The organism is Streptomyces sp. ID05-26A (assembly GCF_033794685.1).
GTDB lineage: Bacteria > Actinomycetota > Actinomycetes > Mycobacteriales > Pseudonocardiaceae > Lentzea.
The window spans coordinates 1-12,616 of record NZ_JARAYZ010000003.1; the positions used below are offsets into that span (position 1 = coordinate 1).

Consider the following 12,616-nt stretch of genomic DNA (forward strand, 5'->3'; position numbering starts at 1 on the left):
GTCAAACCGCCGAAAAGCGTGGCGGTTTGACACCCCTTCTCTCATGCAGCAAGAGCTGTGGCGCGACTCGTGATGGGACCCCACCGCCTGGACCGCTTGCGAAAGACGAAGGACGGACGGCTCGCCTTCGGCCTCGCTGTGTCAGGCGTATTTGGCTAGCAGGGTTGCTAGTTCTTCTGGCTTGCTCAGTGAGGCGCAGTGGCCCGCTGCCAGCTCTACCGGCTCGATGCCCAGGCGGGCTGCTATTACCTTGCGCATGAAGGTCGGGGGGAAGAAGCGGTCCTCTGTGCACAGGATGAAGTGTGTTGGTACGTCTGGCATTGCGTCTAGCGGCCATGGCTTTGCCATGGGGTTTTCGGCCATGCCTCGTTCCCGCTTCTGTGCCTCTTGAGCCAGGGGTGGTGGGACGTCGTGGAAGAACTGGTCTTCCAGGCCCGAGTCGGTGTAGCCGGTGTTCTCCCACCAGTCGTTCGGGGTTTCGCCTGGGGTGGGGAGCATTGCCGTTACGTAGACCAGGGCCTTGGCGTTGATCTTTGCTGCTGCCAGTGGGGCTACCAGGCCTCCGAAGGAGTGGCCCACCACCACTGCGTCCTCAGTGGACGGGAGGGCTTCTATCAGTGTTGTTGCCCAGTCGGTGAGGTCTTTGTCTTCGTCCTCGATGGGGAGGTCCGGGGCGATTGTGGTGTGGCCCTTGGCTTCTAGCGCTTGTGCTACCAGGTGCCAGGACCAGCCCACGTCGCCGCCTCCGTGCGCTATCGCGAAGGTCGTCATGGGGGGAGCCTATTCGCGGCGTTCGATTGGTAGGCGGGAACGGGTGAAGAGGGCTGCTCCCAGCATTGCCACTGCTGGTACCAGGAGTAGTGAGATGGCTATGTTCGGCCAGGGGATGGTCAGTGGGTTCAGTTCTGGTTGTGGCCAGATGGTGGCGTAGCCGGAGTTCAGGGCTGTTAGCAGTGCTAGGGCTGAGGCTGTTCCTGCTGCTGTGCCCAGGAGGCCGCCCAGGCCTGCGATCACTCCTGCTTGGCTCAGTGACAGGAGTTTGCGCAGGGTTGGGGTTGCGCCTACTGCCGCTAGGGTTGTGAGGTCTCGTTTTCCGTCTGCTGCTGCCAGGCCTGTGGCCAAGGCCGCTGCCGCGAGGGTGATGAGGCCTGCTACCAGGCCGAGGATGGTCAGGGCCTGTTGTACGTCTGATTCTGTCGGGCGGTCTACGTGTACCTCGTACTCGCCGCCCAGTGCTGCTGTCAGGGCGTCTTGTTCTTGCTCTGTGGGCATTCTTGTCGTGGTGGCGTACATGATGAACGTGGCCACGTCGAAGCCCAGGGAGCGTGCGGTTTCTTCTGTCATCACGGCCAGTGGGGCTTTGTGGCGTTGTGGGGTGGCGTAGCCCGGGACCGGAGTGGTGGTGGTCTTGATGCCGGTGGCCAGGAGGACCTTGTCGTTGGAGACGAGGTTCGGGTTGTTGACCACCACCTTGCCCTCGCGGAGGGCCTTTTCGGCTGCCGGGACGTCGTCTTGGGTTAGGTGGAGGAGGGACTGGACTGCTTCTGGGCGTGCTACCACCAGGAAGCCGTCCGGGGTGGTGTAGGTGCCGAAGTAGCGGTGGGTCTTGCCCGCGCCGGTGCAGCGGTGGTCGGCCAGGGCCGATTTTTGTTCTGCTTCTGTGGGTTCTCTGAGCAGTACGTCGTAAACGTACGGGCATTCGCGGTCCGCTGGTGGGCGGATGTGGGCGAAGCACTGGCCGCCGTCGCACGAGAGGAGTTTCAGCTCGTGGGCTTCGGTTGCCGGGGTGGTGTTGCGGATCGTGGCGGCCACCGAGGGGGAGATCGGTGTCGTGCTGATCTTGGAGAGGTCGTCCAGGCGGAAGACGCTCACGTCGCCCATGTTGCCCGCCAGTTGGGCCGCCTCCTGCTGGGACTGGGAGGTCAGCATGACGCTGACCGCCACCGCGCTGATCACCGCGGCCATGACCGCTGAGATCGCCGGGGCTGCCGCTGTTCGGTTTCTGGAGGCGTCTCGCAGGGCTATGCGGAGTGCTACCGGGAGCCAGCGGCCTGTTTTCGCCAGCAGGCCCAGCAGGGACGGGGTGCAGAGGACCAGGCCCACCTCGGTGAGGATCAGGGCTGTCAGGATGCCCACGAACTGCATCTGGAGCGCGCTGAAGACGCCGGTGGTGATGCCTGCCGCGATGAGGATCAGGCCCAGTGCCAGCCAGCGGCGGCGGGAGCGGGTGATGCCTCGTCTGCCTGCCAGGGCGGTCACCACGTCCTGGCGGGACGAGATCCAGGCCGGGACGAGGGCGGCCAGGACGCCGGTGACGATCGCCAGCAGGGCCAGTGCCACCAGGGCGGACGGGAAGAAGCGCTGGGCGCCGAAGCGTTCGGCCAGGAGGTGCTCGACCAGCGGGCGCGTGGCCGCCGCGGTGACGATGCCCAGGACGACGCCGCTCAGTGCGGCCAGGGTGCCGAGGACCACGCCGTCCGCCAGGACGATGCGGCGGATGTGGGCCGGGGAGCCGCCTACCGCCGCCACCAGGGCCAGGTCGCGTTTGCGGCGGCGGGCGCCCACCGCCATGGCCGAACCCGCCAGCAGGGACATCTCCAGCACGGCCAGGCCCGCCACCAGGACGAGGATCTCGGCGCCCACCTCGTTGGAGTCCGGGAACTGGGGGTAGCGCTCGGAGGCAGTCGGCAGGTTGTGCAGGACCGTGCGGGACAGGGCCGCGATGCCGGACTTGTTGAGTTCCTTGACCTTCGACCACGGGAGCGGTGTGGTCACGAGCCAGGAGCGGTCGGTCTGCTCGAACGTGCCGGGGAGCGCGACGACTGTGGTGTTGTCGAGCCTGTCCGGTTCCTCGATGACGCCCACGACGGTGAACGTGCGGTCGTCCTCGGTGGTCAGGGTGCCGTTGAGGGTGGTGCCGGTGCGGTCCATCGCCTTGCGGGACAACGTGATCTCGGTCTTGGTGGCTGCCGGGCGGCCCTCCAGGACTGTGATCATGCCGTGGGTGAGCGGGTTGTTCAGGTCGAGCATGCGGACCGCCGCGCGGCCCACGCCCGCCGTGGTGCGGATGTTGACGCCGCCGCGTTCCACCGGGACCAGTTCGGTGCCGGGGAGCAGCGCGCGGAGGCGGTCCTCGGACGGTTGTTCGCCCTCGGTGTTGGTGATCGGGATCGCGTAGTCCCTGGTCGGTTCCTGGATGACGGGGCCGCGGTAGGGCCAGTTGACCAGCGCCTCGGCGGTGCCCATGCGGCGGGCGGCGTCCTCGTCCGGGGTCAGGTTGGTCGAGTCCTGGACGATCGCGGTGAACGTGAGCGCGGCCACCGGGACCGCGATCAGGGCGACGACGAGGGCCGAGCGGCCGGCGGAACCGCGGGTCTCGCGGGAGGCGATGCGCAGTGCTGCGCGCCATCCGGTCACGGGGTGCTCAGCAGTTCTTCTGGCTGGTCGCGGGACGAGACGTCGACGACGACGCCGTCGCGCAGGAAGACGACCCGGTCCGCCCAGGCGGCGTGACGGGCGTCGTGGGTGACGAGGACGGCGGCGGCTCCGGCGTCCACCTTGGAGCGGAGCAGGCGCAGCACGGTCTCGCCGGTGCGGGAGTCGAGGGCGCCGGTGGGTTCGTCGGCGAGGACGAGGCGGCGTTCGCCGATCAGGGCGCGGGCGATGGCGACTCGTTGCTGCTGGCCGCCGGACATCTCGTCGGGGAACCGGTCGGCGTACCCGTCGAGGTCCACTTCGGACAGTGCCTGCTCCGCCTGCCGGCGGGATCCGCGGACGCCGTCGAGGTCGAGTGGGAGCGCGATGTTCTCGGCGGCGGTGAGGCTTGCGATGAGGTTGAGGTTCTGGAAGACGTACCCGATCCGCTTGCGGCGCCAGGCGGCGAGTTGCTTGCGGGACAGGGACTGCAGGCTCGTGCCGTCGACCAGGACCTGACCGCTCGTCGGGCTGTCGAGGCCGCCGGCGAGGTTCAGCAGCGTCGACTTGCCGGAGCCGGACGGGCCCATGACGGCGACGAGCTCGCCCGGTTCGACGGTCAGCGAGATGCCCTTGAGGGCGTTGACCGCCGTCTCGCCGGTGCCGTGGACGCGGTGCACGTCGCGCAGTTCGAGGACGGTCATCTCGGCACCTCGACGTCCGTCGCCGCGGGGACGGGACGCGGTTCGTAGCGCACCAGGCTCGCCTCGCAGTGGTCGAGCCAGCGCAGCTCCGCCTCCGCCTGGAAGATCATCGCGTCGAGCACGAGCAGCCACGGCAGGTCGCCGGGCTGGGTCTTGAGCCTCGTGTACTCCTGCAACGTGCGCATGGTGGCCGTGCGCTGCGTCATCACGACCTTGGCGACGTCGACGCCTGGTGTGGTGATGGCGAGCGCGAGTTTGATCGCCACCTCGTCCCGCGGGCGGTCACCGCGCTGGACGGGCGTGGCGAACCACTTCTTCAGCTCGTCCCGGCCCTGAGCGGTGATCTCGTAGGGCCGCTGGCCCTCGGTCTCGGGGAGTGCGGCGACCAGGTCGTCGCGCTCCAGGCGCGACAACGTCGTGTAGACCTGCCCGATGTTCAACGGCCACGTACCGCCGGTGGCCGAGTCGAACGCCACCCGCAGCTGGTAGCCGTACATGGGCCCGCGCTCCAGCAGCGCGAGCAGACCGTGTTTGACTGACATACCTACTGAGTATGCATACTGAGTATGTTCCTGGCAAACGGTGACGCCGGAACATGCGTGCGAGCAGGCCTGGCATCAGGAACCCTGGACGGTGCCGGAGACGTCCGGCGGGAAGCGGACCGGGGGAGGCCGTGGTGGACGCCGCGCGGGGGCGAACCGGGGAGGTGCGCCTGCTGGGGGCATCAGGCAGGTCCAGGGGCACGCCGGGACGTCCCGCGGAGATCAGGAGCTACGAACCGGCGGACGAGGCCTCGTGGCTGCGGTGCCGGGTGCTGGGATTCCTCGCGACGAGCTACCACGACGACGTCTGGCAGGCCAAGCGCCGCACGGACCTCGAACTCGTCGCGCTCGACGGCGACGTGGTCGCCGGGATCCTGGACGTGTCGGTACCCGGCGCGGAGGCGACCATCGAGACGCTGGTCGTGCACCCCGACCACCAGGGCAGGGGCATCGCGACGGCACTGCTCGCGGAGGCGGTGCCGCGCCTGGAGCGCTGCGGCGTGCGGACGCTCGACGCCTGGACCCGCGAGGACCGGCCCGCACTGAACTGGTTCGCGCGCAACGGTTTCGCCGAGGAGCAGCACTACCTGCACGTGCACGCGTCCGCCGCCGAGGCCGCCACGGCGGTCGTCGTGAAGCACGGGCTGATGCCGGCCGGGGCGTTCCTGCACGCCCGGATCGAGCGGGAGGCCGAGCTGCGCCAGCGGTTCGAGCGCGTCCACGTGTGCCGCAGGGCGGTGCGCGAACTCAGACCGTGATGCCGGTGAGCCGCGGGATCGTCGCGGAACGCCCGGCGAGCAGCATGACGAGCGCCTCGATCGGCCCGCTGATCTCGGCGCCGGAGCCGGCGGACCAGTCGGCGTCGGTGGCGACCAGCCGGTGTCCGGCGAACCGGCGGCGCGCGTGGAACGGGAACCCGATCCGCCACAGGTCGTCCGCCGCGACGACGGCGGCCTCGACGGGCATGTGGCGTTCGATGCCGAGCGGCAGTGCGATGTCCTGTGAGTGGACCATCGAGTCCATCAGCGCGTTCTTGAGCGTCTGGCCCGGAGCGAGCCGGTGGAAGCCGACCGCTCCGCGCAGTTCCTCGATGATGTCGGCCGTCGGTCTGCGTGCCTCGGCGCGTGCGGTCTGGTCGACCATCCGGTTGAAGCTCCCGCGAGCCCGGACGAACGCCTTGAACGCCCCGCCGACGCCGATCCGGTGTGCGAGCGACAGGTGGGCGGCGACCTCGCGCACTGTCCAGCCCGCGCACAGCGAAGGGTAGGTCCACTCGACCTCGGTGAGACCCGCCAGCAGGTCCGCCGTCGCCGCGCGCTCGGAGTCGATCGTCTGCCAGATCGTCGTCTCGTCCATCGGTCTCTCCTCTTGATTTAGTTCGAGAGGCTGACTACTTTAATCAGAGAATCTGACTAGAACAAGTGGGGGAAACGGGTGAACATCGGGCTGCTGCTCTTCATCCCGAGCCGCGAGGTGGAGAACCGGATCCTGGCCGCGGTCGTCGAGGCGGGCTTCGAGATCACGCAGGCGCAGGCACGGGTCCTGATGCGCGTCGGCCCGGACGGGACGCGGCTGACCGAGCTCGCCGAGGCCGCCCAGGTGACCAAGCAGACCGCCGGGTTCCTGGTGGACCAGCTGGAGAAGGCCGGCTACGTCGAACGCGTGCCCGACCCCTCGGACGGCAGGGCGCGGCTGGTGCGCGTGACCGAGAAGGCGAAGGAGGCCGTCCCCGTCGCGAACGCGGAGATGGCCAGGATCGAGGCGGAATGGGAACAGCACATCGGCAAGCGCCGCATGACCCAGCTGCGCGAGGCCCTGGAGATGCTCGGCGAGATCACCGATCCGTACCGCTGACCCGCGTGGTGCCGGTGGCGTTCGACCCGGTCGCGCCGACGACGGCGGCGGTCTACCGGGTGGTGTCGGCGGGGGAGCCGGCGTTCGTGAAGATCCTGCGGCGGCCCTTCGTCCCGGCGCGGTTCCGGGACGTGGTGGGTGACTTCCCGTGGCGCGACGAGGCGGACTTCCTGCTGTCGGAATTCGTGCTGCCGCCGGGGATGCGCCGGCCGCGCGTGCTGAAGGTGGACGACCTCGGCGACCGGATCGCGTTGTGGCTGGAGGACGTGCGCTGCGCGGACGTCGAGTGGGACCTGCCGCGGTACCGGCGGGCCGCGCTCGCCCTCGGCAGGTGGGCGGGACGCCGGTTCGGTGGCGCGCCGGGACGGGCGTTGCGCGCGTTGTACGAGGGAGGGCTGGTCAGGGGCGCGTTCCTGCGTCCGCACCGCACGGCGCTCGCCAACCGCATGCCCGAGCTCGTCGAACGACTGGAGGCACTGCCCCAGGCCATCGGGCACAACGACGCCTGCCCGCAGAACCTGTTGGTGCCGCGGGACGATCCCGAGTCGTTCGTGGTGATCGACGTCGCCTGGCAGAGCCCGACCCCGATCGGCGCGGACCTCGGTCAGCTGCTCGTGGGACTCGCCCACGCCGGGCGGACCCCGGTCTCGGACCTGCCGCGCATCCGCGAGTCGATCCTCGACGCCTACCTGGAGGGGCTGGAGCTCGAGCACCGTTCTGTGCCGAGGGAGCAGGTCGTGCTGGGGTGCGACGGGATGCTGGCGGTGCGCAGCGCGTTCCACTCGGCACCCGAACTGGCCGAGTACCTCGTGGAACGCGCCATGGCCCTCTAGGAAGCGAGCAGCTCCGACACCCGTGAACGCACCTCGGGCGAGTCCAGGCCGCGCACCATCACGGTGGTGCGGCGGCGCAGCACGTCGTCCACTTCGGACGCCCACTCGGTCCGGCGGGCGTGCTCGACCTGCGCCCAGATGTCCGGGCCGTCCGGGTGGACGCGCTCCAGCAGTGCCGGGTTCTCCAGACCCAGGGCGACGACCTCGTGCGACGTCGTGCCGTAGTGCGTGGCGAGGTGGCGGACCACGTCGTCGGGCAGCGCGTCGAAGGCGTGGCCCAGCACGGTTCCCACGGTGTCGGGCGACGCGGAACCGGGCAGTGCGACGCCGTCCAGCGGGCCGTCGAAGGTGCGGCCGAGCTCGGAGTTCACCCGGGCCAGGACGGTGGCGCCGATCTTGCGGAACGTCGTCCACTTGCCGCCGGCCACGCTGATCATGCCGCCGGACCCCGCGGTGATCACGGTCTCGCGCTTGGCGTGCGAGGTGTCGCCGGGGCCACCGGGCAGGACCCGCAGGCCCGCGAACGTGTACGCGATGCGCGAGCGGTCCAGGCCGGACACCGCGACGCCCGCCTCGCTCAGGATCTGGTCGATGTCGGCGTCGGTGCACGCGACCGCGGCCGGGTCGCCCTCGTAGGCCTCGTCGGTGGTGCCGAGCAGGAGGTGGCCCTCCCACGGGATCGCGAACGACACGCGCACGTCGTCGACGGGGATCGTCAGCGCGGCCTTCCACTCCGAGGTCTGCTTCAGCACCAGGTGCGAGCCCTTGGAGAGGCGGATCGACGGGTCGGCGCCGGAATCCTCCATGCGCCGCAACACGTCGAGCCACGGGCCGGTCGCGTTCACGACCACGCGGGCGTCCACACCGAACTCGCCGAGCGAGTCGCGCAGGTCCACACCCGTCACCTTCGCGCCGGTCTTGCGCAGGCCCACGACCGAGATGTGGTTGAGCAACACGGCACCGGCCTCGGCGGCGGCACGGGCGGCGGTGATCGCCACGCGGCTGTCGTTCATCTGGTGGTCGTAGTACATCGCCGCGCCGCGCAGACCGTCGGCGCGCAGGTCGGGCACCCACTCCCGCGCCTTGCGCGCGGACAGGACCTTGCCCATGCCGTCGCCGAAGCCCGACAGCGCCGAGTACAGCGTGACGCCCGCGCCCAGCACGAACCGGCTGTGCGGGCCGCCCTTGTAGACGGGGACGAGGAACGGCAGCGGGCGCACCAGGTGCGGGGCGAGGTGGTCGCCCAGCGCGCGGCGTTCCTTGTGGTTCTCGTGCACCATCGGCACCGCCGACGGGCCCATCGCGAGGTAGCGCAGGCCGCCGTGCACGAGCTTGGACGACGCGGACGACGTGGCGCCCGCGAAGTCACCGCTCTCCACGAGCGCGACCCTCAGTCCCGAACGCGCCGCGGCCCACGTGGTCGCGATGCCCAGGATGCCGCCACCGATCACGACGACGTCGAACTTGCCGTGCTGCAGCTCTTCGCGAGCCCTGTCCCGTTGCGAAAGATCAGTCATCGTCCTCGTCCATCCACCCGACGGTCCGCTCGACCGCCTTCTTCCACTTCCGGTAGCCCTTGTCGCGGACGGCCGGTTCCATCGACGGCTCCCACTCGGCCGCCTTGTGCCAGTTGGCCTTCAGTTCGCCGGTGCCGCTCCAGTAGCCGACCGCGAGACCGGCCGCGTACGCCGCGCCCAGGCACGTCGTCTCGGCCACGATCGGGCGCACCACCGGCACGTCGAGCACGTCCGACAGGAATTGCATGAGCAGGTTGTTCGCCGTCATGCCGCCGTCGACGCGCAACGTCGTGAGGTCCACACCGCTGTCGGCGTTCATCGCGTCCACGACCTCACGGGTCTGCCACGCCGATGCCTCCAGCACGGCCCGTGCGAGGTGCCCGCGCGAGATGTAGCCCGTCAGGCCGGCGATCACGCCACGCGCGTCACTGCGCCAATGCGGTGCGAACAGACCGGAGAACGCGGGCACGAAGTACGCACCGCCGTTGTCGTCCACGGTCCGTGCGAGCGTCTCGATCTCGGCCGCCGACGAGATCAGCCCGACCTTGTCGCGGAACCACTGCACCAGCGCGCCCGTCACCGCGACCGCGCCTTCCAGGGCGTACGCGGCGGGCTGGTCGCCGATCTTGTAGCCGACGGTCGTGAGCAGGCCGTTCTGCGAGTGCACCGGCTTGGCGCCGGTGTTGATCAGCAGGAACGCGCCGGTGCCGTAGGTGCACTTGCCCTCGCCGGGCTCGAAGCAGGTCTGGCCGAACAACGCGGCCTGCTGGTCGCCGAGCGCCGACGCGACGGGCACACCTTCGTAGCTGCCGTACACCTCGGAGGAGGACCGGATCTCGGGGAGCATCTCGCGCGGCACGCCCATCGTGTCCACGAGCTCGGAGTCCCAGTCGAGGGTCTCCAGGTTCATCAGCATCGTGCGCGAGGCGTTCGTGACGTCGGTGACGTGGCGGCCGGTCAGGTTCCAGATCAGCCAGGTGTCCATCGTGCCGAACAGGACCTCGCCGCGGTCGGCCCGTGCGCGCAGCCCGTCGACGTTGTCGAGCAGCCAGCGCAGCTTCGGGCCGGAGAAGTACGTCGCCAGCGGCAGGCCGGCGCGGTCGCGGAACCTGTCCTGGTCGCCCAGGGTCCTGATCAACGCGTCCGTGCGCGTGTCCTGCCAGACGATCGCGTTGTGCACGGGCTCGCCGGTCGCTTTGTCCCACACGACCGTGGTCTCGCGCTGGTTCGTGATGCCGAACGCCGCTATGTCGCTGAACGAGAGAGAGGCATGGGCGAGGGCGTCGCGCACGACGGCCTGCACGTTCGTCCAGATCTCGGTCGCGTCGTGCTCCACCCAGCCCGGCTTCGGGAAGATCTGGCGGTGCTCGCGCTGAGCGACCGACACGATCCCACCTGACTGGTCGAACACGATGCACCGGGACGACGTCGTGCCCTGGTCGATCGCCGCGATGTAAGCCACGTGCACTCCCTTGTGCGAGCCATTCGACATTGTCGAACGATTCCACACTACTACCAGGAGAGCCCGCCAAGCTCGCGGGAGACGCTGCGAGCTGCCTCACGTACGTAGGAGACGAGTTCGAGACGGGGCGGCTGGTCGGGGGAGTCGCAGAGCCGTTCGACCGGCCCGGAGATGCCGATGGCACCCACGACCACGCCTCGCCGGTCGCGGATCGGGGCGGCGATCGACGCCTCGCCCTCGACCAGTTCGTGCAGGTCGTAGGCCCAGTCGCGGTCGCGGACCTCGTGCATGGCGAACGCCAGCTGGTCCGGGTTGAGCGTGTGCCGGGTGAAGGCCGTCAGGTCGCCGTCGGGCCAGTCCTCACCGAACGCGACCAGCGCCTTGCCCAGGGCCGTCGCGTTCCACGGCAGCAACGCCCCGGTGTCGAGCGTCTGCCGGCTGTTGTCCGGCCGGAACACGTGATGCACGACGAGCACGTGCTTGCCGTGCATCACCCCGATGCGCACCGCCTCGCGCGCACGCATCGCCAACGTGTCCGACCAGTTCAACGCCTTGGCGCGCAGCTCGTTGCCGTCCAGGTACGACGTGCCGATCTGGAACAGGGCGGCGCCCAGGCGGTACTTGCCGCCCTCGACCTCCTGTTCGACGAACCCGACCTCCTGCAACGTCCGCAGGATGCCGTGCACGGTCGGTTTCGCTAGGTCCAGGGCACGGGAGATCTCGCCGACGCTCAACTGGTGCGCGCCGCCGTGCGCGAGCAGCTTCAGGACCTCGGCCGCGCGCTGAATGGACTGAATGGGTCCGGGCACGCACCCCACTCTAGCTGCGCACGTTCGACAATGTCGAACACTTACGGCCGATAGATGCCCAGCGCCGCCGCACGCGAGCGGAACTTGAAGTGGTTGCCCCGCTCGCGCACCTCGCCGTCCGTCGCGATGGAGATCGGCGCACCGTGCACCTCGACGTTCAACGAGGCGACTTCCAGGTGCTTGTACATCCGCGAGTGCTCCAGCGCCCCGAGCAGCGCGCCGATGAAGAACCGGGTCCGCGAGTACTTCCGGTCCGCCCGGACGTACCGGACGTCGAGCAGGCCGTCGTCGAGCCGAGGCCGCATCGTGGGCGCGAAGCCCTTCGGCCGGTACGGCCCGTTGCCGACGAACAGCAGCCAGACGAGGTGCTTGTCGCCGTCGATGGTGATGTCGAGCGGCTTGGCGCGTTGCAGCACGCGGAACAACGCCAGCCCGGCCGCGGGCCACTTGCCCCAGCGCTTCTCCATCTTCTCGCGGATCCGCACCATGTCCGGGTAGCCGCCCAGGGACGCCGTGTTGACGAACCACTGGTCGTTGACCTGCGCCAGGTCGACCCGCACGCCCACGCCGTCGGCCACCGCCTGTGCCGTGTCGTGCAGGCCGGTGATGCCCACGTCGCGCGCGAAGTGGTTCAGCGTGCCGGACGGGATGAGCACCATCGGCAGGTCGCGTTCGGCGGCGATCGCGGCCACGGCGGCCACGGTGCCGTCACCCCCGGCCACCCCCAGCGCCTTCGCGTCCGGCAGGTCGTCGAGCTCCTCGACCGACACGATCTGCGCCTTCGGCCACTCCTCGGTGATCTGCGGCGTCGGGTCGGGGCCGACGCCGGAGAAGGGGTTGACCACCACGACCAGGCCGTCGCCGTCCTGCAACGACGTCAGGTCGGCGTGTTCGTAGGCCGAGGCGGGCTCGTTCAGCCCGAGCGGCCACCAGCGGCGGGTCAGGTACGCGGCACCGACACCGACCGCCGCGCCGGCCGCGACGTCCGTCGGCCAATGAACGCCCGTGTGAACGCGTGAATAGGCGACGGCGGCGGCGATCGGCGCCACCACAGCGCCTGCTTTGGGTGATTCCAGCGCCACCGCCGTGGCGAAAGCGGCCGCTGACGCGGAGTGACCGGACGGGAATGACGACGACGTCGGCCGCTTGGAGAGCCGGCGCTCCATCGAGAGCAGATCAGCGGCGGGCCGGCGGCGCGGGAAAAGTGACTTCCCGACCAGGTTCGCGCTGGCAGAGGCCCCGGCGATGGCCGCAAGCCCCCGCAACGCACCACGCCGGAACGGGCCTTTCCGCGTTCCCAGAATCGCCGCGATCACGAACCACAGCAGACTGTGGTTGGCGGCTTTGGAAAGTCGCTTCAAACCCCTGTCGAGCCTGCTCGCAGGCAGTCCGGCAGAGGATGCCATGAGCTTCTTGTCGAGAGCGCTGACCCGTTTCCACACACCACCGACACTAAACCGCAACCGGCGTGCCGCCCGAAC

General features: G+C 69.5%; 12 protein-coding genes. 3 read left to right on the top strand and 9 right to left on the bottom strand.

Features of this window, described 5'->3' with window-relative positions; genetic code table 11:
* Positions 1 to 141: 141 nt before the first annotated feature.
* The 4 genes from PV646_RS27170 to PV646_RS27185 are packed head-to-tail and all read right to left on the bottom strand — an operon-like array spanning position 142 to position 4,660.
* A complete protein-coding gene (locus tag PV646_RS27170; protein WP_500345099.1) occupies positions 142 to 771 on the bottom strand; it encodes an alpha/beta fold hydrolase in 630 nt (209 codons plus the stop codon).
* Between the two features lie 9 nt (positions 772 to 780).
* Positions 781 to 3,417 (bottom strand): FtsX-like permease family protein, encoded by a 2,637-nt coding sequence (locus PV646_RS27175; protein WP_500345100.1) that lies wholly within the window; start codon positions 3,415 to 3,417, stop codon positions 781 to 783.
* Positions 3,414 to 4,118 carry an ABC transporter ATP-binding protein gene (locus tag PV646_RS27180; RefSeq protein WP_500345101.1) on the bottom strand — a complete coding sequence of 235 codons (705 nt, stop codon included), beginning with the start codon at positions 4,116 to 4,118 and terminating at the stop codon, positions 3,414 to 3,416. Before PV646_RS27180 ends, PV646_RS27175 begins: the two co-directional genes overlap by 4 nt.
* Positions 4,115 to 4,660, bottom strand: a complete 546-nt coding sequence (locus PV646_RS27185; protein WP_500345102.1) for a PadR family transcriptional regulator — start codon at positions 4,658 to 4,660, stop codon at positions 4,115 to 4,117. Before PV646_RS27185 ends, PV646_RS27180 begins: the two co-directional genes overlap by 4 nt.
* A 134-nt stretch (positions 4,661 to 4,794) precedes the next feature.
* Between PV646_RS27185 and PV646_RS27190 the strand changes: the two genes are divergently transcribed.
* Positions 4,795 to 5,418, top strand: a complete 624-nt coding sequence (locus PV646_RS27190) for a GNAT family N-acetyltransferase (RefSeq protein ID WP_500345103.1) — start codon at positions 4,795 to 4,797, stop codon at positions 5,416 to 5,418.
* Here PV646_RS27190 and PV646_RS27195 read toward each other — a convergent pair.
* Positions 5,408 to 6,016: a maleylpyruvate isomerase family mycothiol-dependent enzyme gene (locus PV646_RS27195; protein ID WP_500345104.1), complete on the bottom strand. Its 609-nt coding sequence runs from the start codon at positions 6,014 to 6,016 to the stop codon at positions 5,408 to 5,410. The genes PV646_RS27190 and PV646_RS27195 overlap by 11 nt on opposite strands.
* A gap of 78 nt (positions 6,017 to 6,094) precedes the next feature.
* Between PV646_RS27195 and PV646_RS27200 the strand changes: the two genes are divergently transcribed.
* Both PV646_RS27200 and PV646_RS27205 read left to right on the top strand, forming a co-directional pair.
* Entirely contained in the window at positions 6,095 to 6,514 is a 420-nt protein-coding gene (locus PV646_RS27200; protein WP_500345105.1) for a MarR family winged helix-turn-helix transcriptional regulator, read from the top strand.
* A gap of 5 nt (positions 6,515 to 6,519) precedes the next feature.
* Positions 6,520 to 7,347, top strand: coding sequence for a hypothetical protein (locus PV646_RS27205; RefSeq protein WP_500345106.1), 828 nt, complete (start codon positions 6,520 to 6,522; stop codon positions 7,345 to 7,347).
* On the opposite strand, the gene PV646_RS27210 is transcribed toward PV646_RS27205, so the two are convergent.
* The 4 genes from PV646_RS27210 to PV646_RS27225 are packed head-to-tail and all read right to left on the bottom strand — an operon-like array spanning position 7,344 to position 12,577.
* A complete protein-coding gene (locus PV646_RS27210) occupies positions 7,344 to 8,864 on the bottom strand; it encodes a glycerol-3-phosphate dehydrogenase/oxidase (protein ID WP_500345107.1) in 1,521 nt (506 codons plus the stop codon). The genes PV646_RS27205 and PV646_RS27210 overlap by 4 nt on opposite strands.
* On the bottom strand, positions 8,857 to 10,356 hold the full coding sequence (gene glpK, locus PV646_RS27215) for a glycerol kinase GlpK (protein ID WP_500345108.1): 1,500 nt from the start codon (positions 10,354 to 10,356) through the stop codon (positions 8,857 to 8,859). The genes PV646_RS27210 and glpK overlap by 8 nt, the downstream gene beginning before the upstream one ends.
* Before the next feature lie 20 nt (positions 10,357 to 10,376).
* A complete protein-coding gene (locus PV646_RS27220; protein ID WP_500345109.1) occupies positions 10,377 to 11,135 on the bottom strand; it encodes an IclR family transcriptional regulator in 759 nt (252 codons plus the stop codon).
* Positions 11,136 to 11,176: 41 nt separating this feature from the next.
* Entirely contained in the window at positions 11,177 to 12,577 is a 1,401-nt protein-coding gene (locus PV646_RS27225; protein WP_500345110.1) for a bifunctional phosphatase PAP2/diacylglycerol kinase family protein, read from the bottom strand.
* Positions 12,578 to 12,616: the final 39 nt, after the last annotated feature.

Excerpts from the sequence above, each read along its gene's own strand:
- PV646_RS27210 (WP_500345107.1), bottom strand. The coding sequence starts at position 8,864 with ATGACTGATCTTTCGCAACGGGACAGGGCTCGCGAAGAGCTGCAGCAC.
- PV646_RS27180 (WP_500345101.1), bottom strand. The coding sequence starts at position 4,118 with ATGACCGTCCTCGAACTGCGCGACGTGCACCGCGTCCACGGCACCGGC.
- PV646_RS27170 (WP_500345099.1), bottom strand. The coding sequence starts at position 771 with ATGACGACCTTCGCGATAGCGCACGGAGGCGGCGACGTGGGCTGGTCC.
- glpK (WP_500345108.1), bottom strand. The coding sequence starts at position 10,356 with ATGTCGAATGGCTCGCACAAGGGAGTGCACGTGGCTTACATCGCGGCG.
- PV646_RS27185 (WP_500345102.1), bottom strand. The coding sequence starts at position 4,660 with ATGTCAGTCAAACACGGTCTGCTCGCGCTGCTGGAGCGCGGGCCCATG.
- PV646_RS27195 (WP_500345104.1), bottom strand. The coding sequence starts at position 6,016 with ATGGACGAGACGACGATCTGGCAGACGATCGACTCCGAGCGCGCGGCG.